At 71.8% G+C, this 22,548-nt stretch carries 22 protein-coding genes; all 22 read left to right on the top strand.

Annotation, left to right across the window (positions count from 1 at the left end; all coding sequences use genetic code 11):
- Positions 1–8 precede the first annotated feature (8 nt).
- The 22 genes from rnc to nusA all read left to right on the top strand — a co-directional run bounded on the left by rnc (position 9) and on the right by nusA (position 22,444).
- The gene (rnc, locus tag IVW53_02385; GenBank protein MBF6604419.1) at positions 9–710 is read left to right on the top strand and encodes a ribonuclease III; all 702 of its coding nucleotides are present in this window, start codon (positions 9–11) and stop codon (positions 708–710) included.
- Positions 707–4,393, top strand: a complete 3,687-nt coding sequence (gene smc, locus IVW53_02380) for a chromosome segregation protein SMC (protein MBF6604418.1) — start codon at positions 707–709, stop codon at positions 4,391–4,393. Before rnc ends, smc begins: the two co-directional genes overlap by 4 nt.
- Before the next feature lie 6 nt (positions 4,394–4,399).
- Complete coding sequence (ftsY, locus tag IVW53_02375; GenBank protein ID MBF6604417.1) at positions 4,400–5,461, top strand: signal recognition particle-docking protein FtsY; 1,062 nt, start codon at positions 4,400–4,402, stop codon at positions 5,459–5,461.
- Between the two features lie 110 nt (positions 5,462–5,571).
- A complete protein-coding gene (gene ffh, locus IVW53_02370) occupies positions 5,572–6,903 on the top strand; it encodes a signal recognition particle protein (protein ID MBF6604416.1) in 1,332 nt (443 codons plus the stop codon).
- Between the two features lie 12 nt (positions 6,904–6,915).
- Positions 6,916–8,694: a DUF3352 domain-containing protein gene (locus IVW53_02365; GenBank protein MBF6604415.1), complete on the top strand. Its 1,779-nt coding sequence runs from the start codon at positions 6,916–6,918 to the stop codon at positions 8,692–8,694.
- A 73-nt stretch (positions 8,695–8,767) separates the two neighbouring features.
- Positions 8,768–9,022, top strand: a complete 255-nt coding sequence (gene rpsP, locus IVW53_02360; GenBank protein ID MBF6604414.1) for a 30S ribosomal protein S16 — start codon at positions 8,768–8,770, stop codon at positions 9,020–9,022.
- A gap of 9 nt (positions 9,023–9,031) precedes the next feature.
- Positions 9,032–9,265 (top strand): KH domain-containing protein, encoded by a 234-nt coding sequence (locus IVW53_02355; GenBank protein MBF6604413.1) that lies wholly within the window; start codon positions 9,032–9,034, stop codon positions 9,263–9,265.
- Positions 9,266–9,282: 17 nt separating this feature from the next.
- Positions 9,283–9,858 carry a 16S rRNA processing protein RimM gene (rimM, locus tag IVW53_02350; GenBank protein MBF6604412.1) on the top strand — a complete coding sequence of 192 codons (576 nt, stop codon included), beginning with the start codon at positions 9,283–9,285 and terminating at the stop codon, positions 9,856–9,858.
- The gene (gene trmD, locus IVW53_02345) at positions 9,858–10,604 is read left to right on the top strand and encodes a tRNA (guanosine(37)-N1)-methyltransferase TrmD (protein ID MBF6604411.1); all 747 of its coding nucleotides are present in this window, start codon (positions 9,858–9,860) and stop codon (positions 10,602–10,604) included. The genes rimM and trmD overlap by 1 nt, the downstream gene beginning before the upstream one ends.
- 135 nt (positions 10,605–10,739) lie before the next feature.
- Positions 10,740–11,159, top strand: a complete 420-nt coding sequence (gene rplS, locus IVW53_02340) for a 50S ribosomal protein L19 (protein ID MBF6604410.1) — start codon at positions 10,740–10,742, stop codon at positions 11,157–11,159.
- Positions 11,160–11,170: 11 nt separating this feature from the next.
- Positions 11,171–11,965 (top strand): ribonuclease HII, encoded by a 795-nt coding sequence (locus tag IVW53_02335; GenBank protein ID MBF6604409.1) that lies wholly within the window; start codon positions 11,171–11,173, stop codon positions 11,963–11,965.
- A 49-nt stretch (positions 11,966–12,014) separates the two neighbouring features.
- Positions 12,015–12,416: a YraN family protein gene (locus IVW53_02330; GenBank protein MBF6604408.1), complete on the top strand. Its 402-nt coding sequence runs from the start codon at positions 12,015–12,017 to the stop codon at positions 12,414–12,416.
- 228 nt (positions 12,417–12,644) lie between these two features.
- Positions 12,645–13,652: a 30S ribosomal protein S2 gene (gene rpsB, locus IVW53_02325; GenBank protein ID MBF6604407.1), complete on the top strand. Its 1,008-nt coding sequence runs from the start codon at positions 12,645–12,647 to the stop codon at positions 13,650–13,652.
- Between the two features lie 119 nt (positions 13,653–13,771).
- On the top strand, positions 13,772–14,371 hold the full coding sequence (gene tsf, locus IVW53_02320) for a translation elongation factor Ts (protein ID MBF6604406.1): 600 nt from the start codon (positions 13,772–13,774) through the stop codon (positions 14,369–14,371).
- 71 nt (positions 14,372–14,442) lie between these two features.
- Entirely contained in the window at positions 14,443–15,174 is a 732-nt protein-coding gene (locus IVW53_02315) for a UMP kinase (GenBank protein MBF6604405.1), read from the top strand.
- Positions 15,171–15,728, top strand: coding sequence for a ribosome recycling factor (gene frr, locus IVW53_02310; protein ID MBF6604404.1), 558 nt, complete (start codon positions 15,171–15,173; stop codon positions 15,726–15,728). The genes IVW53_02315 and frr overlap by 4 nt, the downstream gene beginning before the upstream one ends.
- Positions 15,729–15,931: 203 nt before the next feature.
- Complete coding sequence (uppS, locus tag IVW53_02305) at positions 15,932–16,585, top strand: di-trans,poly-cis-decaprenylcistransferase (protein MBF6604403.1); 654 nt, start codon at positions 15,932–15,934, stop codon at positions 16,583–16,585.
- 17 nt (positions 16,586–16,602) lie between these two features.
- Complete coding sequence (locus IVW53_02300; GenBank protein MBF6604402.1) at positions 16,603–17,430, top strand: phosphatidate cytidylyltransferase; 828 nt, start codon at positions 16,603–16,605, stop codon at positions 17,428–17,430.
- Positions 17,408–18,661, top strand: a complete 1,254-nt coding sequence (locus tag IVW53_02295) for a 1-deoxy-D-xylulose-5-phosphate reductoisomerase (GenBank protein MBF6604401.1) — start codon at positions 17,408–17,410, stop codon at positions 18,659–18,661. Before IVW53_02300 ends, IVW53_02295 begins: the two co-directional genes overlap by 23 nt.
- Positions 18,658–19,791 carry an RIP metalloprotease gene (locus IVW53_02290; GenBank protein MBF6604400.1) on the top strand — a complete coding sequence of 378 codons (1,134 nt, stop codon included), beginning with the start codon at positions 18,658–18,660 and terminating at the stop codon, positions 19,789–19,791. The genes IVW53_02295 and IVW53_02290 overlap by 4 nt, the downstream gene beginning before the upstream one ends.
- Positions 19,788–21,056 carry a flavodoxin-dependent (E)-4-hydroxy-3-methylbut-2-enyl-diphosphate synthase gene (gene ispG, locus IVW53_02285; GenBank protein ID MBF6604399.1) on the top strand — a complete coding sequence of 423 codons (1,269 nt, stop codon included), beginning with the start codon at positions 19,788–19,790 and terminating at the stop codon, positions 21,054–21,056. Before IVW53_02290 ends, ispG begins: the two co-directional genes overlap by 4 nt.
- 143 nt (positions 21,057–21,199) lie before the next feature.
- Positions 21,200–22,444: a transcription termination/antitermination protein NusA gene (nusA, locus tag IVW53_02280; GenBank protein MBF6604398.1), complete on the top strand. Its 1,245-nt coding sequence runs from the start codon at positions 21,200–21,202 to the stop codon at positions 22,442–22,444.
- The last annotated feature ends 104 nt before the right edge of the window (positions 22,445–22,548 follow it).

The following is a 22,548-nucleotide window of genomic DNA, read 5'->3' as shown; positions in this document are numbered from 1 at the left end:
CGAGCCCGATGCGCCGGGCGGGCGATCTCGCCTCCCATCTCGGGCTCGACGTCGCGGACCTGGAGCTTCTGCACCAGGCACTCGTTCATAGCAGCCACCTCCACGAGCATCCCTCGGCGGCGGTCGACCACAACGAGCGTCTCGAGTTCCTCGGCGACGCCGTCGTGAATCTCGTGATCAGCCAGGAGCTCTACACTCGACACCCGGTCGACGACGAGGGCGTCCTCTCCGCCCGACGCGCTGCGATCGTCTCGACGACGGGGCTCGCCCGGCTCGCGGGCCGGATCGACCTCGGCGACTCGCTCCTCCTCGGCGAGGGCGAGGCGACCCGCGGCGGCCGGCGCCGCCCGTCCCTTCTCGCCTCGTCGTTCGAGGCCCTCTGCGGAGCGCTGTACATCGATCGCGGCTTCGATGCGACCCGGCGCTGGCTCGTTGCGCTCGCGGAGCCCGAGCTCTCGGACGATGCTCCGTCGGCGAGCCTCAAGAGTCCGAAGAGCCGGCTCCAGGAGCATACCCAGCGGACGGCCGGCGATCGGCCGCAGTATCGCGTGCTCGACGCCGTCGGGCCGGACCACGCGAAGACGTTCAGGATCGAGGTCCTCGTCGGCGGTCGCGTCCTCGGGACGGGCGTCGGGCCGTCCCGTCGCGAGGCGGAGACCGCGGCCGCCGCCGAGGCGCTCGACGCGCTGCGATCCGACGTCCGCTCGTGACGGCCCCGCCGCGCCTCCTCGGCCTCCGGCTCCATGGGTTCAAGTCGTTCGCCGAACGGACGGTCCTCGAGTTCGGCGGCGGGATCAGCGCTATCGTCGGGCCGAACGGCTCCGGCAAGAGCAACCTCGCGGACGCGTTGCGCTGGGCGCTCGGCGAGCAGGGTCGGACGCTCCGGACACGAAAGAGCGAGGACGTCGTCTTCGCCGGATCGGAGCGACGCGCGGCGCTCGGGATGGCGGATGTCACCCTCATCATCGACAACGCGGACGGACTGCTGCCGGTGGAGTATTCGGTCCTCGAGCTCGGTCGTCGCCTCTACCGCTCCGGCGAGAACGACTACCTCCTCAATCGGAACCGGATCAGGCTCCGCGATCTCGTCGACCTCCTCGATGCGGCGCACCTCGCCGACAATGCGTTCCTCTTCATCGGCCAGGGGATGGTGGATCAGGCGCTCTCGCTGCGGCCCGAGGAACGCCGCCCGCTGTTCGAAGAGGTGGCCGGGGTCCGGCGCCACGAGCGGCGCCGGCGGCGAGCCGAGGAGCAGCTCGCCGAGGCGGACGCGAACCTCGCGCGGGTGCTCGATATCGTCGGCGAACTTCGCCCTCGAGTCCGGCGCCTCGCCGCCCAGGCCGAGCAGCAGTCGACACGGGAATCGGCCGGCCGTGACCTCGTCGGCGCGATCCTCCTCGGCGCCCATGCCCGCTGGCACGCGGCGTACCGCGATGCCACGGCGCGGGCAGCCGAGCGCACCGCGGCGACCGACGACGCTGCGGCCGCTCGCTCCGTGCTCCTCGCGGCCGATGCCGAGGCGGCGACCGCGAGCGCCTGGCTCGCGTCGCGCACGACGGCCGAGGTGGACCGCCGAGTCGATCACGACGCGGCCCGGGCGGCCCTCGCGAGGCACGAGCTCGAGGAGGCACACCTGCTCGCCGGGCTCGAGGCGGTGGATCGTGACCGGCAGCGTCAGGAGACCGAACTAGCGGCAGCCCAGGCGGATCTCGACGGCCAGCGCCGTCTCCTCGCCGGCCCCGTTCCACCGCGCGACGCGGACGCGGACGCCCGGGCGTCCGAAGCGGACCGCGAGCTCGCCGATGCGCTCCGCGAGCTCGCCGAGCTCCGGTCGACGACCAGCGCACGCGGCGAGGCGCTCGCCTCGATCCGCCGGGCGGACGCGGCGCGTGCAGCGGAGCTTGAGGCGGCGCGGCGGCGCGGCGCGGACGCCGACCGCCGGCTGCAGGAGGTGCGATCCGCGGGCGGCGTAGCGGGGTCGCGGCAGGCCGCGGAGGAGGCACAAAGCGATTCGGCGCGCCGCTCGCTCGCGGCCGCCATCGGAGACGAAGCCGCCGCGACCTCGCTCAGGGAGCGCGCGCGAGCGGCGGCCGAGCAGGCGGACGGGCTCGCGGAGGCCGGCCGCGAACGCGCGACGGCGGCGGCTGCGCGCGTCGCATCGACCGAGGCGCGGCTCACGGCCGAACGGGCGCGCCTCGACGAGGACGAGCGAAGACCGATCGCCCGCGCGGCCCGCCGGCTCGGTGGCCGCCGAATCGACGCCGGCCTCGATGTGGATCCCGCGTTTCGTCTGGCGGTCGAGCTCGCCCTCGGCGGCGCGGTCCGCGGGTATGTCGTCCCACGGACCGCGATCGGTCCGCTCTCCGCGGAGCGTGGCGTCCTGGCGCCCGAATCGTCGACATCGCGGCTCGAGCCCCGGTCGGCAGCGCTCGAACCGGACGCGGCGGCCGTCGTGGGACGGGCGCGAGCGCTCGGTGGCGGGCCGCTGATCGATGCGATCCGTTCCGACCCGGAGGGGATCGCGAGCCGGATCGTCGCCGCGGTGTGCTGGGTCCCCGACCTTCCGGCACTGCTGGACATCCAGCCGCACCTGCCGGCCGGGCGCATGGCCGTCGTGCGCGACGGAACGGCGATGGCGGATCCCCACACGGTCGTCCTCGGCCGTCCGGACGGGATCGTCGAACGGCGCGATCTCGTGACCCGGCTCGAGACCGAGCTCGCGACGGTCACCAGCGAGCGCGATGCCCGACGCGTGGAGATGGATGCGGCGGCGGCGGCGGCAACCTCCGCGCAGCAGGCGGTAGAGGCGGCCCGCGCGGCCGAGTCCGCCGCCGCGATCGCGAGGCGGAGGGCCGAGGACGAGGAGCGTGCCGCCTCGCGTTCGGTCGAGGCCGCAACCCGGGAGGCGCTCTGGCACGCTGCTCAGCGCGAACGCCTCGAGGCCGAGGACGAGCGTGCCCGATCGGTCGTCGCGGGACTCGTCGCCGCGGGTGCGGAAACGGCGCGAACACCGGGTGACGGTGCGGAGGGCGGCATCGAGACGAACGCAGCCGCACTCGCGACGTGGGAGGCGCGCCTCGTCGAGCTCCGGGAGCGTCGCGACCGGCTCGCTGCCGAGCGCGACGAACGCGACGCGACGCGTCGCGAGATCGAGGCACGTCGTGCCCGAGCCGAGGCGGCGATCGAGCTCGACGAGGACCGCATCGCACGAGGTGCTCGGGAAGCGGACGGACTCGCCGAGCGGGAGCATCGGCTGCGCGAGTCGCTCGGGGAGTTGCGGTCGCATCTCGCGGCGGCCCGCGACCGCGAGCAGCGCGCCGCGTCGGAGCTCGACGGGCTGCGCGCCGCCGCTGCCGAGGATCGACGGCGGCTCGAGTCTGCTGAGCTGGCCGTGGTCGCGGCCCGCGAACGAGCACGGGCCGCGGATGAGCGTTCGCGGGCGACGGAGGTCGCCGAGCTCGAGGCGCGACTCGGACTCGAAGCGCTCCGCGAGAGTCTGCTCGTCGAGCTTGGCAGTCTCGGTGACGTCGGACTCCGGGCCCTCGTCGAGGCGGTGCCACCGGCCGAGCGGAGGAGCGCTGCCGACCCCGACATCGAGGCCGCGCTTGCCACGGTGCTCTCCGCATGGGCGACGGTGGTGACGCCGACCGACATCCCATCCGGCGCGCGGCTCGCCCAGTTGCGACGGCGGTTCCACGACCTCGGCGCGGCGGATCCCTCGGCCGTCGAGGAGTTCGCCGAGGTGCGCTCGCGACTCGAGGCGCTCGAGACCCAGGAGCGCGACCTCCGGGCGGCCATCGACGACACGCGGCGCCTCATCGCGGATCTCGCGACGATGGTGGCCGACCAGTTCCGGACGACGTTTCAAGCGCTCGAGCGTGCGTTCGACGCTCGCTTCCAGCAGCTCTTCGGTGGCGGCTCCGCGCGTCTGGCTCTCACGGATCCGGACGATCTGTCGGCCACCGGTGTCGAGATCGTGGCCCGGCCGCCGGGCAAGAAGGCGGGCACCCTCGCGATCCTCTCGGGTGGTGAGCGCGCCCTGACCGCGGTCGCCCTGCTCTTCGCGATGCTCGAGGTCCGCCCGGTGCCGTTCTGTGTCCTCGACGAGGTCGACGCCGCGCTCGACGAGGCGAACGTCGGCCGGTTCGCGGATGCGCTGCGCTCGCTGGCCGATCGGACCCAGTTCATCGTCATCACCCACAACCGGGGCACGATCGAGGCCGCCGACGCGCTGTACGGCGTGACCGTCGGAGACGATTCGGTGAGCCGCGTGATCAGCCTCAGGCTCGACGAGGCCACCGCGATCGCCGCCCGCTCGGGCGAGGGACGATGGAGCGAGGGGCGGCCTGTCGCGGTCGACGAGCGCGTCGGCGCGGCAGCGAGGCCGGGCTGATCCTCGATGTTCTGGCGACGACGCCCGTCTGACCCGGCGTGGGAGGGATCGACGGGTCCCGACGTGGATCCGACTCGCGAGGGGGCGGATCCGGTCGAAGCGGCCGCTCCTCCCGACACGGCCGACCACGCCGATGGCCCGACGATCCAGCCGGTCGCGAGCGCCGAACGGCCGGAGCCGGGTCCCGACCTTCGGGATGGCGTGGCTCGCAGCCGGGGTGGTTTCGTCGCCCGACTTCGAGGCCTCTTCGCGAGCGGTGAGGACGAGTCGACCTGGGAGGGCATCGAGGAGACGCTCATCGCCGGCGACGTCGGGGCGGCGCTCGCGATGCGGATCGTCGAACGGGCGCGGGCGCGCCGCGACCCTGCCGGCGGGCAGGCCGCGGTGCGGGCCGAGCTCGCGGCGCTCCTCCTGGCCCGCGATCCTGCCTGGGAGCCGCAGCGGACACGGGACGGTGGTCCGGCGGTGATCCTCGTGGTCGGCGTCAACGGGACGGGCAAGACCACGACGATCGGCAAGCTCGCGTCCCGCTATCGCGCCGAGGGCAGATCGGTCATCGTGGCGGCAGCGGACACGTTCCGCGCTGCGGCGACGGAGCAGCTCGGCGCCTGGGCGGCGCGAGCCGGCGCGACGATGATCGCGCATGCGCCGGGCGCGGATCCCGGAGCCGTCGTCTACGACGCCCTCGATGCCGCCGTGGCGCGGGGCGTCGATCTCGTGATCGCGGACACCGCCGGGCGGCTCCACACCAGGTCGTACCTCATGGACGAGCTGGCGAAGGTCCGTCGCGTCATCGATCGCCGCCTGCCCGGCGCGGCGCCGGAGGTGCTCTTCGTCCTGGACGCGACGACAGGTCAGAACGGCCTCGCCCAGGCGGCCGCATTCAATGCCGCGGTCGGTCTCACCGGCATCGTCCTCACGAAGCTCGATTCCACGGCGAAGGGCGGGATCGTCTTCGCCATCGAGGACGCGCTCCGCGTCCCGGTCCGCTTCGTCGGCCTCGGGGAAGGGGTGGCCGACCTCATCCCGTTCGATCCCGCGGCGTTCGTCGCCGCCCTCTTCGACTGACGGTCCGTCACGTTGGAGTACACTCCGCTGACGCCGGTGTCGCCAGAACCCGCGCACCACCCGGTCGGCTGCGCGCCGTCCGGAACCCTCGGAGGAGATCCCAGCCCGGCATGTTCGACAGCCTGAGCGACCGCATGCGCGGCGTGCTCGCGAGCCTCACCGGCCGCGGCCGCGTCACGGAGGCGGATGTCGACGTCGCGATGCGCGAGGTCCGTCTCGCCCTCCTCGAGGCCGACGTCAACTTCAAGGTGGTCCGCGACTTCGTCGCGCGCGTCCGCGAGCGGGCCATCGGAGCGGATATCCTCGAGTCCCTCACGGCCGGTCAGCAGGTCGTCTCGATCGTCAACGAGGAGCTCACGGCGCTGCTCTCGGCGGGGGATCGGACGTTCCACCTCGTGGGCAACCCTGCCGTCGTCCTCGTCGCAGGGCTGCAGGGCTCGGGCAAGACGACGACCGCGGCGAAGCTCGCCCGCCACGTCATCCGCCTCGGCAGACGGCCCCTCCTCGTGGCGGCGGACCCGTATCGACCGGCCGCGGCGGATCAGCTCGAGACGCTCGGTCGGGCGCTCGATGTCCCCGTCCACCGCGCCCCGACCGGCACATCCGTCATCGACATCGCGCGGGGCGGCGTCGCGGCGTCCCGTCGCCTCGTGCGGGACGTCGTCATCGTCGACACGGCCGGGCGACTCACGGTGGACGACGCGCTCATGCGCGAGATCGCGGACGTCGCGGCCGCGATCGATCCTGTCGAGACACTCCTCGTCGTCGACGCGATGACCGGCCAGGAGGCGGTAGCGGTCGCCGAGGCCTTCGCCGCCGCGATCCCGCTCACCGGACTCGTCCTCACGAAGATCGACGGCGACGCGCGCGGCGGGGCCGCGCTCAGCATCGGCGCCGTGACGGGCATCCCGGTCAAGTTCCTCGGGACAGGGGAGAAGTCGGATGCGCTCGAAGCGTTCCATCCGGACCGTCTCGCGGGACGGATCCTCGGCATGGGCGACGTCCTCACCCTCGTCGAGCGGGCGCAGGAGACAATCGACGAGAAGCAGGCGGCGAAGCTGCAGGAAAAGCTCAGCACGTCGACATTCACGCTCGAGGACATGCTCGAGCAGATGGAGCAGGTTCAGCGGATGGGACCCATCGGCCAGGTCGTCTCGATGATCCCCGGTCTCGGTGGGATGGCGAAGGAGGCGCAGGCGGCGGTGGACCGTGGCGACCTTCGCCGGACCGAGGCGATCATCCGCTCCATGACCCCGCGCGAACGACGCGATCCGGCGGTGCTCAATGCGTCGCGCCGGCGGCGCATCGCGACCGGGTCGGGAACGGAGCTGCCCGATGTGAACCGCCTCGTCAAGCAGTTCGATGAGATGCGGAAGATGATGAAGCAGCTCTCGGGCCTGTCGCGCCGCGGTGCGGCGGCGAGCCTGCTCGGGCGACGGTAGGGAGGCACGACGATGGACGAGATCGTGGGTCAGCCCGACGGCGCGGCGCCGTCGCCGACGGTCGTGCCGGTGGTCGTCGTCGGTGGTCCGCAGCGGCGCCTCCGCTGGACGGTCGCCCTCGTCGTGGCGGCCCTCGTCGCCGTCGCCGCGGCTGGCGCGTTCATCGTCGCCGGAGGGGCGAGCGGACCCTCGACCGTCGCCCGCTGGGCACCCGCCGATTCGGTCATCTACGCGGAGGCGCGCTTCGACCTGCCGGGCGACCAGCGTTCGCAGCTCGGCTCCTTCCTCGCCGCGTTCCCCGGCTTCGCCGACCAGTCGACGCTCGATGCGAAGCTCGCCGAACTCTACGACCGGATCATTCGCGCGGCGACGAACGGAGGCCACGATTACTCGACGGAGATCGGGCCCTGGTTCGGTGGCGAGGTCGCCGTCGCCTCGTCGGCGGCGCCGAGCGCCGGCGACGCCTCCGGGACCGGCGGAACATCTGCCGTCCGTCGGGGAGTCCTCCTCGCGACCGTCACCGACGGCGCGAAGGCGGCCAGCTGGATCGCCTCGATCGCCCGTGCGACCGGCACGCCGCCGACCACGGTGACCTATGGCGGCGTCGACCTCACGATCGTCGGTTCGGCAGATCACGCGGTGGCGGCCGGGGTGGACGGATCGATGCTCATCGTCGGGGACGTCGGCACGGTCCACGCGATCATCGACGCCCACGGTGCGGGCGGGCTCGCGATGACGACGCCGTTCATCGCCGCGCTCGCGGCACTGCCGGGCGACCACCTGGCCTTCGGGTTCGTGGCGGTCGGGCGGCTCGCCGGTGGGCTCGGATCGGTCGCGGCGCGGTGCGGCGGCGCTGCCGCGAGTCACATTCCGGCGTGGTCCGCCGTCGCGGTCACCGCGTCCGGCGGTCACCTCGTCGCGGACGCGGCGATGCCGGCACCGGCGACTGCATCGACCGCGGGCACCAGCGGCGGGGCCCCGGCGCTTCCGCCGCCGACCGATCGGGTGAGCAGCCTCGCCTCCCGTCTTCCCGCATCGACCGTGGCCGTCCTGGACGTCCACGACATCGGCGCCGGGATCGAGCGGATGGTGGCCGGCCTGGCGGCGGACCCGGCGTGCGCGGCGGGCGTGGCGACGATCACCGGAGTGCTCGACCGGGTCGGCGGGCTCGCATCGTTCACATCATGGCTCGGTGATGCGGCGGTCGTCGTCACCCACGACGCGTCTGGTACCGGAGGTGGGCTCGTCATCGGCCTGCCCGACACGGCGTCGGCGGATGTGGCGGCCGGGAAGCTCGCCAGTCTCCGCAACATCGTCGCCCTGACCGGCGGCGCCGCGACGGTCACCACGACGGATCACGCCGGCACGACGATCACGACCATCGACTTCGGTGCCCTTGACTCGCTTCTCCCGACGACGGGTCTGCCGACGTCCCTTCCCGCGGGGGTCCATGGGCGTCTCAGCTACGCGATCCACGGCGGTCTGGTGATCGTGGGTCTCGGGGGCGACGCCTTCGTCCCTGCCATCCTCGACACGACGAGCGGATCCTCCCTGGCCGATCAGCCGCGATATCAGACCGCGATGAGCGCGGCCGGATCCGCGAACGTGACAAGCTCGTACGTTGATCTGCGCGCGGCGATCGACGCGGTCGCCGCGGCGCTCCCGGCGGATCGCCAGGCGTCGTACACGCGGGACGTCAAACCGTATCTCGATCCGCTCGGCGGGGCCGCCGTCTCGATCCAGATCGGCGACGTCCTCCACGCGCGGTTCGTCCTCACCCTCGCCAGATGACGACGATGCGGATCGCGCTTCGTCGCGATCGTCCAGCCCGCACAGCGATCCCCAGCAGGAGGTAACCCAGCTCATGGCAGTCCGCATCCGGCTCACCCGCGTCGGCGCGACGAAACAGCCGACCTATCGCGTCGTCGTCGCCGACGGGCGGAGCGCGCGCGACGGTCGCTCGCTCGAGACGATCGGCCACTACAACCCGCGCACGTCGCCGGTCGACGTCTCGATCGACGCCGATAAGGCAAAGGCGTGGCTCGCCAAGGGGGCGACCCCGTCGGACACGGTGGCAAGGCTGTTTCGCGAGCGCGGCATCCTGCCGCTGGCGAAGTAGGAGGACGACGTGCCCGCGAAGGAACTGGTCGAATTCGTTGCCCGATCCCTCGTCGACGATCCCGCCGCCGTGAAGGTCGAGGAGATCCGTGACGCCGAGGGGACCGTCCTCGAGCTCCACGTCGCGGAGGACGACATGGGCAAGGTGATCGGACGCAACGGCAGTGTCGCGAAAGCACTGCGGACGTTGCTCAAGGTGACCGCCGCCCGCGACGGCGAGTCCGTGTCGCTCGAGATCCTCTGACCGCCGACGACCGACTCGTGGTCGCCCTGGTACGGGGCGTCCATGGGCTCCGCGGCGACGTCCGGATCGAGGTCCTCACGGATCGCCCGGACGAACGATTCGTGCCCGGAGCCGTCCTCCATCTCGAGGACGACGACGAGACGCTGACGATCGCCAGCGCGATCGCAATCCCGGACGGCCCGGGATGGCGAGTCCGGTTCGCCGAGGCGACGGACCGGACCGCCGCAGAGCACCTCCGGGGCCGCTACCTTGAGGCGGTCGTCGGCCCCGACTCGGCGTTGCCGCGCGGGGCGTACTACTGGCACGACGTGATCGGGGCGACGGTCCGCGACCTCCACGACCGCGAGCTCGGGGTCGTCCACGACATCTATCGGGTCGCGGGGGCAGAGGTCTTCGTCGTGCGCGGCGAGCCGTATGGTGAGTTCGACGTTCCGGTCGTCCGGGCTGTCGTCCGGATCCTCGCTCCGAAGCGTGGCGAGATCGTCGTCGACGTGGACGCGCTCGGCCTCGGGCCGCCGAGGGCGGCGAAGGCGCGCCGGGAGCCACGCCCGCGACGGGTCCGACCCGCGCCGGACGGACCACCGGCCTCCTGATGCTCGAGATCGACGTCCTCACCCTCTTTCCCGGCATGGTGACGGGCCCGCTCGGCGAGAGCATCCCGGCCCGGATCGTCGAGCGAGGGCTCGCCGCTGTCACCGTCCGCGATCTCCGGGACTGGGGCCTCGGGCGCCATCGGGCGGTGGACGATTACCCGTATGGCGGGGGCGCGGGGATGGTCCTCCGTCCGGAGCCGGTGGCGGCCGCACTGCGCGAGCTCCGGCGCCCGGATTCGTTCGTCATCCTCCTCGACGCTGCGGGCGAACCGTTCCGTCAGACGCGGGCCGAAGACCTCGCCCGGCGATCGCACCTCGTCTTCATCTGCCCGCGATACGAAGGGGTGGACGAGCGGATCCGGACGCTCGCCGACCTCGAGCTGTCGATCGGCGACTACGTCCTCACCGGCGGCGAGCTGGCCGCCCTCGTCGTCATCGACGCGACGATCCGGTTGCTGCCGGGAGCGATCGAGGCCGCGTCCATCACGGAGGAGTCGTTCTCCGAGGGGCTCCTCGAATACCCGCAGTACACCCGGCCGGCGTCATTCGAAGGGGCAGATGTGCCATCCGTCCTCGTCTCGGGCGACCATGCAGCGGTGCGACGCTGGCGGCTCCGCGAGAGTCTTCGACGGACGCTCGCTCGGCGTCCGGATCTCCTCGCCGAGCGGGCCATCTCGCCGACCGAGCGGCGACTCCTCGACGAGATCGCGGCCGAGGGTGCGGCCGACGAGCCTTCGGGTCGCTGAGCGGCTGCGCAGGGCGCCATCGGCAGACCGCCGCAGGTGTGGCTGGCGGCCGTCGACCTCATGCTATACTCCGCCGTCGACCGCACCGCGCGGCCCGTTTCCTCCGAACACAGCGCAGCCTCCGGCTGCCGATCGATGAAGGTGGACCTCCGCGTGAACGTACTCGACGAGATCGTAAGCGACCAGATCCGGACCGACCTCCCGGAACTCGCCACCGGGGATACCGTCCGGGTGAGTGCCAAGGTCGTCGAGGGCACCCGGGAGCGGATCCAGGTCTTCGAGGGCGTCGTCATGCGGCTCCGCGGCGGCGGCATCACCCGCTCCATCACCGTCCGGCGCATCGCGAGCGGCGTCGGCGTGGAGCGAACGTTCAAGGTGAACAGCCCACGGATCGAGAAGATCGAGGTCATGCGTCACGGCCAGGTGCGGCGCGCACAGCTGTACTTCCTCCGCGGTCGCGTCGGCAAGGCGGCGACGCTCCGTGAGCGACGGCCGAAGAGTCCGACGGCGGCCAGCTCGCCGACGGGTGAGGCCTCCGTACCCTCGAAGTCCTGACCGGGAGCGGCGTGGCGCCGAGCCTTCGGCAGCCCGACGCGCGACTTCGCTCCGCGACCCCTGCGCGTTCCGCCGCGCGGCATCGACCGTCATTCCCCTCGCCCGCGGCTCCCGGAGGCCGGGCGTTCGTCGCGCCGTGGCATCGCGAGCGGCGCGACCCGGACTTCGCCGAGGAACTCGATCTCGCCCGGCGCGGTCATCGATTCATCGCCGGCATCGATGAGGTCGGTCGTGGCTGTCTCGCCGGCCCCGTCGCCGCCGGCGCGGTCATCCTGCCTCCGGGATGGTGTCCCCGGGGACTCCGCGACTCCAAGCTCCTCGACCGAGCCGAGCGTGAGCGACTCGCGGTCGAGATCACGGCCCGCGCCGTCGCCTGGGCCGTGGCGTTCGTGGAGCCGGCGATCATCGATGGCATCAACATCCTGCAGGCGACGCTGCTCGCCGCCCAGCTCGCGGCGAGCCGCCTGGCGGTCCGTCCCGACGTGCTGCTCCTGGACGGGACGCTCCACCTGCCGGAGCTGTCGATCCGGCAGCGGGTCGTCATCGACGGGGACCGCCTGTGCGCTTCCGTGGCGGCTGCGTCCGTCGTGGCGAAGGTCGCCCGCGATCGCCTCATGGTGGAGCTCGACGGGCGATATCCGGGGTACGACCTCGCCCGGAACAAGGGATACGCGGCACCCGAGCATCGGGCTGGCCTTCGCGCGCTCGGAGCGTCGCCGATCCACCGACTGACGTTCAACTCCTGCTCGATCGTCGAGACGGCCACGTTGTGGGAGGCCGTCGCGGAGGGGTCGCCCGGCGGCTGATCCGGGCGCCGGTGAGTCCGCGGTGACGGGAAACGGCCATCATCGAGCGATGAGCACCCTGGCCCAGGATCGCGGAGCGGCGGCGGAGGACCTCGTGGCGGCGCGCCTCGAGGCCGCCGGGTGGACGCCGCTCGGCCGGAACGTCCGGCTCGGGCGGGATGAGCTCGACCTCGTCGCGATCGATCCCGGTCCGCCTGCCGCGCTCGTCATCGTCGAGGTCCGCTGGCGCGGCCGTCGCGACTTCGGACTCGTCGAGGAGTCCTTCGATCGGGCGAAGCGGGCCCGCATCCGGCGGGCGATCGGACGACTCATGGCATCGGATCGGCTGGCGAACGGTCGGTCGCTGCCGCATCTCCCGTTGCGGGTGGATCTCGTCGTCGTCGAACCGGGCCTGGACGCGACGCGACCGCCGCGGGTCCGCCACCATCGGGCGGTCCTCGCCGGATCGTGATCTAGGCCTCGGTCCAGGAGCACTGACGATGGTCGGGAGCTCGCCGGACCCTGTGCTACACTCCGCCGGCCGCACGAGCGGCACGCCCGTCGGCGGGATGTTCCCGGTCGGCGGAGCTCACACGCGCGACTGTCACTGCCCGGAGCGGTGCCGCGAGGACGACCCATCGTCCGATCGCGGTCCCGGGACAGAGACGCGCGGAGGTTCGAACCAACAGGAGGTCCACCCGTGCCCACCGTGTCGATGCGGCAGCTGCTCGAGGCCGGCATCCATTTCGGCCACCAGACGCGCCGCTGGAATCCCAAGATGCGCCCGTTCATCTTCGCGGAGCGCAACGGGATCCACATCATCGACCTCGCCCAGACCGTCAAGCGGCTCGACGTGGCCCTCGACGCCGTGCGCGAGACCGTCGGCCGGGGCGAGACCGTCCTGTTCGTCGGCACGAAGAAGCAGGCCCAGGAGCCGATCGCCCAGGAGGCGACGCGCGCCGGTCAGCTCTACGTCAACAAGCGCTGGCTCGGCGGGATGCTGACGAACTTCGTGACGATCAAGAAGCGGATCGGGCTGCTCGAACAGCTCGAGGCACGTCAGGCGGCGGGCGACTTCGAGCGGATGACGAAGAAGGAAGCGGCGAAGCTCACCGAGGAGCTCTCGAAGCTCAACCTCACCCTCGGCGGGATCCGGCGAATGAAGCGCCTGCCCGGCATGATCTTCATCGTCGATCCACACCGCGAGCGGATCGCCGTGACCGAGGCCATCAAGCTCGAGATCCCGATCACGGGCACGGGCGACACGAACGTCGATCCGGACGAGCTCGACTACATCATCCCCGGCAACGACGATGCGATCCGGGCGATCCGGCTCGTGTGCTCGCTCGTGGCGGACGCGTGCATCGAGGGTGCCCGCGAGCGCGCGGCCCGGCTTGCCTCGGAGCCGGACGAGGTCGCCGAGGCGGCCCCCGTCGCCCTCGACGAGTTCGACGACAGCGCCGCGGATGCCTACGTCGCCGCTCTCGCCGGCGGCGCCGCCCTGACGTTCGAGCCGGATGAGGATGACCTCCTGCCCGGCGCCCATCGCGCCGCGGATGTGCCGGAGGTGGTCGCTCCGGAGGCCTCGGCCGACGAGATCGCCGCAGAGCTCGCCCGCGAGGCGGCGGAGAAGGCCGAGGCCGCCGACGGGGCGGGCGATCCAGTGGTCGCGGTCGAGGCATCCGTCGGCGGTGTCGTGGCGGGCTGACCGGAGCACCCCGGCGTGTGCAACCGAGCGCCGGTCCGCGATGACGGGTCGGCTGGCGTGAAGCGACGTTGACCGTCGACCTGACGGGTGGACGGCGAAGACTGGAGAACGAGACGAGCATGGCGGAGATCTCGGCGGCCGCGGTCAAGGAACTGCGCGAGCGGACCGGTGCCGGGTTCATGGATTGCAAGCGAGCCCTCGAGGAGACGGGCGGGGTCGTCGAGGCCGCCGTCGCCCTGCTGCGGGAGCGTGGTCAGGCCGCGGCCGCGAAGAAGGCCGGTCGCGACGCACGGGACGGTCTCGTCGGCAGCTACATCCACACGGGCGGACGGATCGGCGTCCTCATCGAGGTGAATTGCGAGACGGACTTCGTGGCCCGCACCGAGCGGTACCAGAAGCTCGTCCGCGACCTCGCCATCCAGGTCGCCGGACTGCGTCCCGAGTACGTCGACGTCGATCACATCCCGGCAGCGGTCCTCGAGGCGAAGCGGGCAGAGCTCCTCGCCGATGAGACCGTGCAGAAGAAGCCCGAGGCGATCCGCGCCCAGATCGTCGACGGCCAGCTGAAGAAGTGGTACACGCAGGTATGCCTCCTCGATCAGCCGTTCCGCGATACCGAGATGACGGTCCGCGAGCTGGTGACCGACGCCATCGCGACCATCGGCGAGAACATCCGTGTCCGACGCTTCGTCCGCTACGAACTCGGGGAGGAGTTGTGAGCGAGGCCGGCACGGCCGCCGAGACGACGGTGACCGCCGAGAGTCCGGACGATCCGTCCGACGGCGGCCGCATCCGCTACCGACGGATCCTGCTCAAGCTCTCCGGCGAGGCGTTGCTCGGCGATCGCGCCTACGGCGTGGATCCCGCGTTCTGCTCGTTCATCGCCCATCAGGTCGCCGAGGTCCGCGGCCTCGGCGTGGAGATGGGGATCGTCGTGGGCGGTGGCAACATCTTCCGCGGCCTCGCGGCAGCCGCCAAGGGCATGGATCGCGCGACCGGCGACTACATCGGCATGCTCGCGACCGTCATGAACGCGCTGGCGCTCCAGGACGCCCTCGAGCGGGCGGGTGTCCAGACCCGGGTCATGAGTGCCATTGGGATGAACGAGGTCGCCGAGCCGTACATCCGCCGCCGGGCGGTCCGTCACCTGGAAAAGGGTCGAGTCGTCATCCTCGCGGCCGGGACGGGCAACCCGTACTTCACCACGGACACGGCGGCTGCCCTGCGCGCGGTCGAGATCGGAGCCGAGGTGATCCTCAAGGCGACGAAGGTGGACGGGGTGTATGACGCCGATCCGCTGACCCATCCGAACGCGAAGCGGTACGACCGCCTCAGCTATGGCGACGTGCTTCGCGACCGGCTGCGCGTCCTCGACGCCACGGCTGTAAGCCTCTGCATGGAGAACGACCTCCCAATCGTCGTGTTCGACCTGAACCGCCCGGACAACATCACCCGGGTCGCGCGCGGTGAGGCGGTCGGGACCCTCATCGGGGCGACGCCGAGCGGGGCCCCGGCGGCATGAGCTCCGAGGTCATCGGCAACGCGGACCGCAAGATGGGCCGCGCGGTCGAGGCGATGGAGCGCGATTTCGCCGGGATCCGCACCGGGCGCGCCTCGACGGCGCTCGTCGAGCGGATCCACGTCGACTACTACGGCACCCAGACGCCGCTCAACCAGCTCGCCGGGATCAGCGTCCCGGAGGCCCACCAGATCGTCATCCAGCCGTGGGACCGCGGCGTCCTCGGAGCGATCGAGAAGGCGATCCAGAAGAGCGATATCGGCCTCGTTCCGAACGTCGACGGAACGGTCGTGCGACTCAACATCCCGCCCTTGACGGAGGAGCGGCGGCGCGACATCGTCAAGCTCGTCCACAAGCGGATGGAGGAGGCGCGCGTCGAGATCCGCAACCTCCGCCGGGAGGCGAGCGACCTTCTCAAGCGTGAGGAGCGCGACGGGGCACTCGGAGTGGACGATGCGCATCGCGAGCTCGACGCGATCCAGAAGCTCACCGATCGCCACACGGGCGAGGTCGACAGGATCGGTGCCCACAAGGAGCAGGAGGTCCTCGAGGTCTAGTGGCCGGCCCGGAGGCTCGCATCCCGCTCGCCCATCGGACGGATGCGCCCGCCGTCGCCGACGCGCCGACAGCGCCCGCCGCCGAGGCGCCGCGCGCGGCGGAGGACCTCTCCCTCGCCCGACCGGCCGACGCGCCGGCAGCGACGGCGGTCATCGATGTCGAGGCTCGGCCTTCGGAGCTGCCGCAGCATGTCGCGATCATCATGGACGGCAACCGACGCTGGGCCCGCGACCATGACGTCACGGACCTCGAGGGGCATGCCGCGGGCGTCGAGGCGATCCGTGCCGTCCTCCGCCACGCGGTCCGGCGGAGGATCCCGGTCCTCACCCTCTATGCGTTCAGTCGCGAGAACTGGGCGCGCTCCGACGACGAGGTGAGCGGACTCTTCACGCTCCTCGAAGGCGCGCTCCGCGACGAGACCGCCGAGCTGCGCTCGGAGGGCGTCCGGGTGCGACTCCTCGGTCGGATCGGCGAGCTGCCGGTCGGGACCCGAGAGTCCATTGGCGGCGCGCTCGCAGAGACCTCGGGCGGGGACCGGCTTCTCCTCAACATCGCCTTCAACTACGCGGGTCGGACCGAGCTCGTCGACGCCTTCCGGCGCCTCGCCGCCAGTGGGATCCCTCCGGACGAGATCGACGAGGCGGCGATCTCCGGTGCGCTCTACACGGCCGGTCTGCCGGATCCGGATCTCGTCATCCGGACCGGACGCGAGCAACGACTGTCGAACTTCCTCATCTGGCAGGCCGCCTACGCCGAGCTCTACACGAGCGACCTCCTCTGGCCGGACTTCGGCCCCGACGCGTTCGACGCCGCGGTCGCCGAGTTCGCCCGCCGAACGCGGCGGTTCGGCCGCTGACGTCAGGTCGGCAGGGCGTGGAGCAGCGCGCGGCGAGCGCGGCGGTGTTCGTCCCACCGCTCCTCGTCGTCCTCCTCCTCGGCATGCCGTGGATCGCGATCGGCCTCGCCGCCCTCGCGGCCGTCGGGGCGATCGAGGTGTACCGGATCCTCGACCGGGCCGGCATCCCGTCGCTGCCGATCCTCGGTGCGGCGCTCGCCGCCGCGATCGTGCTCGCGGCGGCGGCGCCGGTCGAACTCGCGGACAAGGCGGCCCTTGTCCTCGGGATCGGCGTCGTCCTCATCGCGATCGGCTCCTTCGCCCGGCCGGACCCCGCTGAGGGACTCCGCTCGTGGATCGGGACGCTGTTCGGCGCGGTGTACGTCGGACTGCTCGGCTCGATCGCCCGCCTCGGCCTTGTCGCGCCGACCGTGCCATCGGGGTCGGTCCTCGCCGGCCTCGGAGCGGATCGCGGCTGGATCCTCCTGCTCGTGCTCACCGTCTGGGCGTACGACAGCGGGGCATATCTCGTCGGCCGCTGGATCGGCCGGGATCGCTTCCTCGTCCACCTGTCGCCCTCGAAGTCCTATCAGGGCCTCGTCGGCGGTGTCGTCGCGGCGACGGTCGTCGCTTCGCTCCTGCTCGCGGCGCTCGGTCAGGCCCCGCTCGGCGGTGTCCTGCTCGGACCCCTGACTGCGCTCGCGGCACAGGCCGGCGACCTCGCGGAGTCGATGCTCAAGCGGGCCGGGGGGGTGAAGGACGCGGGATCGCTCATCCCGGGCCACGGCGGTGTCCTCGACCGCCTCGACTCGTTCCTCTTCGCTGCACCGGTCGTGACACTGTATGTCGTCGCCGTCGTCCGCTGATCGTCGGGAACCGATCCGGGTCGCCCTCCTCGGCTCCACCGGGTCGATCGGTCGGCAGGCCGTCGACGTCCTCTCCCGGCTCGGCGACGGATTCCGCGTCGTCGCCCTCGCTGCCGGCCGCGACGCGGCGCTCCTCGGGGAGCAGGCGCTTCGCCTCCGTCCGTCGATGGTGGCCCTCCGCGATCCGGGTGCCCTCGCCGGGCTCGACCTCCCGGCCGGGATCGCGCGGCTCGGCGGCGACGAGGCCCTCGAGGCGATCGCGCGCCGCGACGACGTCGATCTCGTCCTCGTCGGGACGTCCGGCCTCGTCGGACTGCGGGCGACGCTTGCCGCGCTCGCGGCCGGGCGGGTCGTCGCCACGGCGAACAAGGAGACCCTCGTCGCCGCTGGCCACCTCGCGATGCCGCTCGTCCGAGCCCGCGCCGCCGCGCGCGCCGCAGCCGACCCGACCGATCCGTTCGCCTCGCCGCTCGCGTGGCTCCGGCCCATCGATTCGGAGCACTCGGCGATCTGGCAGTGCCTTGCCGGCGAACGGATGGCCGATGTCGCGCGACTGGTCCTCACCGCCTCCGGCGGTCCGTTCCTCGACACGTCCGCGGCCGAACTCGCCACCGTGACCCCCGAACTGGCGCTTCGCCACCCCACCTGGCGGATGGGCGCGAAGATCACGGTCGACTCGGCCACCCTTGCCAACAAGGGTCTCGAGGTGATCGAGGCGCACTGGCTGTACGATGTCGGCTACGACGCGATCGACGTCGTCGTCCATCCGCAGAGCGTCGTCCACTCGGCCGTCGTGTTCGTGGACGGGTCGCTCAAGGCCCAGCTGGGCACGCCGGACATGCGCCTCCCCATCCAGTACGCCCTCACCTTCCCCGACCGCCGCGTCTCGCCTTCGACTGCGCCGGACCTCGTCGCCGTCGGCTCACTCACGTTCCGGCGGCCGGACGTGACCCGGTTCCCCGCCCTCGCGATCGCTCGCGAGGCCGGCCTCATCGGACCCCGTGCGACCGCCGCGTTCATCGTCGCCGACGAGCTCGCCGTGGGCCGGTTCCTCGACGGGACCCTCAGCTTCGGCGGGATCCCTCGGCTGCTCGACGATGCTGTCGAGCGGTTCGGACTCGGCCCGGACCAGCACCCGGACGTCGACGGACTCGCCGCCCTGGAACGAGAGATCCGCGCCGCGTTCGCGGCGCCTCACGCGAACGCGGCCGCTGAAGGAGCCCCTGGGTGACCGTTCTCACGGACCTTGCGCAGAGCGCGATCACCCTCGTCGTCTTCGTCCTCATCCTCGGCGTCCTCGTGATCGTCCACGAGCTTGGCCATTTCGCCATGGCCCGGATCGCGCGAGTCCGCGTCCTCGAGTTCGGGATCGGGTTCCCGCCGCGCGCCCGCGTCCTGCGCTCACATGGCGAGACGCTCTACACGCTCAACTGGCTGCCGCTCGGTGGCTTCGTCAAGCTCGAAGGAGAGGAGGGCGGATCGGACGATCCACATTCCTTCTCGCGAGCCGGACTCCCGCTCAAGCTCGTCATCCTCGTCGCGGGCGTGGCGATGAACGTGCTGCTCGCGGTTGCGATCTTCACCACCATCGGCTGGCTGCCCGGGCAGACCGGGGCGCTCGGCTTCCGCGTCGTGCAGACCGGATCGCCAGCGGCCCTCGCCGGCCTCCAGGGCACCGGGGCGTCGTCCGATCCGGCGGCGGGCGACCGGGTCGTCAGCGTGGACGGTCAGTCGTTCCACGACTTCGACGGCGGTGGCCGGATGATCGATCTTCTCCGATCGCGGGCCGGGCACACCGTGACGCTCGGCGTGCTCCATCCGAGCGGCACGACCGACACGATCGTGGTCAAGCTCCGCTCGCCCGCCGCCCTCGATGCCACGCACGGACCGCTCGGCATCTCGGGAGCCACGTTCACGGCTCTCGCGACGCCGTTCACCCGCTCACCGGCCGACGCCCTCGCCTTCGGCCTTGCCCGAACCGGTGAAGCGTTCGGCCTCATCGCCTCGGGGCTCGGTCAGCTCGGAGACGCGATCGTCAACCGCCCGACGCAAGCGCCGCCCGTTCAGGGCCCGGTCGGCATCGCGGTCGGTGTCGGCGACGTCTTCTGGCAGCAGGGTCCCATCGCGACGCTCTACCTGGCCGGACTGCTGTCGGCGAATCTCGCCCTCGTGAACATCCTTCCGCTGCCGCCGCTCGACGGCGGACGGATGCTCGTCCTCGCCCTCAAGGCGATCGTCGGGAAGCGGCTGTCGCTGCAGATCGAACGGTTGACGTATCTCGTCGGCTTCGGTGTCCTCATGGCCTTCCTCGCCTGGATCACGTTCTTCGACATCGCCCGCCAGATCGGCGGCGGGGGATGAGCGGCGCAGTCGACCCGAGCTCGCTCCGCCCGCGGCGTCGTCCCAGCGTCAGCGTCGACGTCGGCGGCGTCCTCGTCGGGAGCGCCCATCCGGTCGTCGTCCAGTCGATGACGAACACGGACACCGCGGACGCCGACGCGACCGCGATCCAGGTCGCCCGGCTCGCGCACGCGGGCTCGCAGCTCGTGCGGGTGACGGTGAACACGGAGGCCGCAGCTGCCGCCGTGCCGGAGATGATCGCCAGGGTCCGCGGCCTCGGGGTGGACGTCCCGGTCATCGGCGATTTCCACTACAACGGCCACCTCCTGCTCGCCCGCCATCCGGCGACCGCGGCCCTCCTGGCGAAGTACCGCATCAACCCCGGCAACGTCGGCGCGAAGCGGCACGACGAGAACTTCGCGACGATCGTCCGCATCGCCATCGACAACGACCGGCCGGTCCGCATCGGCGTGAACTGGGGTTCGCTCGACCAGGCACTCCTCACCGAGCTCATGAACGAGAACGCCCGATCGTCGGAGCCCGCCGACGCCCGGGAGGTGATGATCCGGGCGATGGTCGAATCGGCGATCCGTTCGGCCGAGCTCGCCGAGTCGGTGGGCCTCCACCATGACCGGATGATCCTCTCGGCGAAGGTGTCCGGCGTCCGCGACCTCGTCGATGTCTACCGCCGCCTCGCGGCCCGCACGGACCTGCCGCTCCACCTCGGCCTCACGGAGGCGGGCATGGGCGACAAGGGGATCGTCTCGTCCACCGCCGGCCTCGCGATCCTCCTCGACGAGGGGATCGGCGACACGATCCGCGTCTCCCTCACGCCCGAGCCCGGTGCGCCGCGCGAGCGCGAGGTGGAGATCGCCCAGCAGGTCCTCCAGTCGCTCGGCATCCGTTCGTTCCTGCCACAGGTGAGCGCGTGTCCGGGCTGCGGTCGAACGACCTCGACGTTCTTCCAGGAGATGGCGCGCGACATCCAGGTCTATCTCCGCGACCGGATGCCCACCTGGCGCCTGTCGCATCCGGGCGTCGAGGACCTGCGGGTCGCCGTCATGGGCTGCGTCGTCAATGGACCCGGGGAGAGCAAGCACGCCGACATCGGGATCAGCCTGCCGGGGACGTTCGAGGAGCCGGTGGCGCCGGTCTTCGTCGACGGAAAGCTCGACCGGACGCTGCGCGGCGACCGGATCGTGGGCGAGTTCACCGAGCTGCTCGAGTCGTATGTCGAGCGGCGCTTCCCGTCCGTGAGCACGGCCGCACCGCTCGCCGGGGCCTGAATCCTGCCGGAGGACGAGGGGGTCGGCCGGAGTCGCCGGTGTATACTGCCGCGGAACCGAATGGCCGCCTTGCGACGTGGGTGACCCCCACGTTTCTTTATGAGCGGCCGGCGTGGACCGTACCGACGACTGGGAGGAGCAACATGAGTCGAGAATTCGTGGGTGCCCTTCTCCAGCTCAACGCCGAGAAGCAGGTCCCGCGCGAACAGCTCATCCACACGATCGAGGACGCCATCCAGGCCGCCTGGCGGCGCACGGAAGGCGACGAGGACATCCAGGTCCGGATCGACGGCGAGACCGGCCGCATCCATGCCTTTCGCGCCCGCACCGTCGTGGCAGATGTGGAAGACCCGGCGACGGAGTTCACCCTTGACGAGGCCCGCCACCACGACCCGGCCGCCCAGCTCGGGGACCTCGTCCAGACCGAGGAGCTCGATCCGCAGCACTTCGGCCGGATCCATGCCCAGACCGCGAAGCAGGTCGTCCTGCAGCGGCTCCGGGAAGCGGAACGGGACGTCGTCTTCGATCAGTTCGCGAGTCGCGAGGGCGAGATGATCACCGGGACGGTGAACCGCGTCGAGCCTCGGGCGATCATCCTCGACGTCGGCAAGGGCGTGGAGGCCATCCTTGCGACCACCGAGCAGTCGACCGTCGAGCACTACCGCATCGGCCAGAACGTCAAGGCCTTCGTGCTCGAGGTCCGGCGCTCGACGCGGGGCCCGCAGATCTTCGTCAGTCGGACCCACAAGGGCTTCCTCCGCCGGCTGTTCGAGCTCGAGGTGCCGGAGATCCACGCCGGGACGGTGGAGATCAAGGCGATCGCCCGCGAGGCGGGCAGCCGCAGCAAGGTCGCCGTCGCGAGCCGGCAGGACGGCCTCGATCCGGTGGGCGCGACCGTGGGCCAGCGCGGCGCCCGGGTCCAGTCCGTCGTCGCCGAGCTCGGTGGCGAGAAGATCGACGTCATCCCGTGGAACGACGACCCTGCCGTCTTCGTCGCGAACGCGCTTTCGCCTGCCCAGGTCCTCGGGGTCGATATCGACGAGGAGCGGCGGATCGCAAGCGTGACCGTCCCGGAGCGCATGCTCTCGCTGGCCATCGGGCGCGAGGGCCAGAACGCCCGGCTCGCGGCCAAGCTCAGCGGCTGGCGGATCGACATCCGGAGCGACGTCTCCGTCGCCGAGGCGAAGGCCGCAGCGGAGGCGAAGGTCACCGACGCCCCGGCCGCTGGCGAGGCCCCGGCCGCCGCGGTTGCTGGCGAGGCCCCGGCCGCTGGCGAGGCCCCGGCCGCCGCGGTTGCGGACGCGCTGCCGGCCGATCCCCCGACGACGCGGCCGGCGAGGGCGAAGCGATCGCCGGCATCGACCGCGGGCGGGGAGGTGGCGTCGTAGGCGCCGTCGGCACGACGCATGGCGTCGCGGCCCGTCGCTCACGGCCGGCCCCGACCCGGACCTGTGTCGCCTGTCGGACGGCTCGCGACAAGCGCGACCTCGTG

It is taken from the genome of Chloroflexota bacterium (assembly GCA_015478725.1).
Taxonomy (GTDB): domain Bacteria; phylum Chloroflexota; class Limnocylindria; order Limnocylindrales; family CSP1-4; genus C-114.
This window is presented reverse-complemented; position numbering and strand designations above follow the sequence as displayed.

Coding starts and splice junctions, on each gene's coding strand:
- IVW53_02295 (MBF6604401.1), top strand. CDS start 17,408: ATGTCGTCGCCGTCGTCCGCTGATCGTCGGGAACCGATCCGGGTCGCC.
- uppS (MBF6604403.1), top strand. CDS start 15,932: ATGGACGGCAACCGACGCTGGGCCCGCGACCATGACGTCACGGACCTC.
- trmD (MBF6604411.1), top strand. CDS start 9,858: ATGCTCGAGATCGACGTCCTCACCCTCTTTCCCGGCATGGTGACGGGC.
- IVW53_02330 (MBF6604408.1), top strand. CDS start 12,015: ATGAGCACCCTGGCCCAGGATCGCGGAGCGGCGGCGGAGGACCTCGTG.
- nusA (MBF6604398.1), top strand. CDS start 21,200: ATGAGTCGAGAATTCGTGGGTGCCCTTCTCCAGCTCAACGCCGAGAAG.
- frr (MBF6604404.1), top strand. CDS start 15,171: ATGAGCTCCGAGGTCATCGGCAACGCGGACCGCAAGATGGGCCGCGCG.
- rnc (MBF6604419.1), top strand. CDS start 9: ATGCGCCGGGCGGGCGATCTCGCCTCCCATCTCGGGCTCGACGTCGCG.
- ffh (MBF6604416.1), top strand. CDS start 5,572: ATGTTCGACAGCCTGAGCGACCGCATGCGCGGCGTGCTCGCGAGCCTC.
- ispG (MBF6604399.1), top strand. CDS start 19,788: ATGAGCGGCGCAGTCGACCCGAGCTCGCTCCGCCCGCGGCGTCGTCCC.
- rplS (MBF6604410.1), top strand. CDS start 10,740: ATGAAGGTGGACCTCCGCGTGAACGTACTCGACGAGATCGTAAGCGAC.
- IVW53_02365 (MBF6604415.1), top strand. CDS start 6,916: ATGGACGAGATCGTGGGTCAGCCCGACGGCGCGGCGCCGTCGCCGACG.
- rpsP (MBF6604414.1), top strand. CDS start 8,768: ATGGCAGTCCGCATCCGGCTCACCCGCGTCGGCGCGACGAAACAGCCG.
- tsf (MBF6604406.1), top strand. CDS start 13,772: ATGGCGGAGATCTCGGCGGCCGCGGTCAAGGAACTGCGCGAGCGGACC.
- ftsY (MBF6604417.1), top strand. CDS start 4,400: ATGTTCTGGCGACGACGCCCGTCTGACCCGGCGTGGGAGGGATCGACG.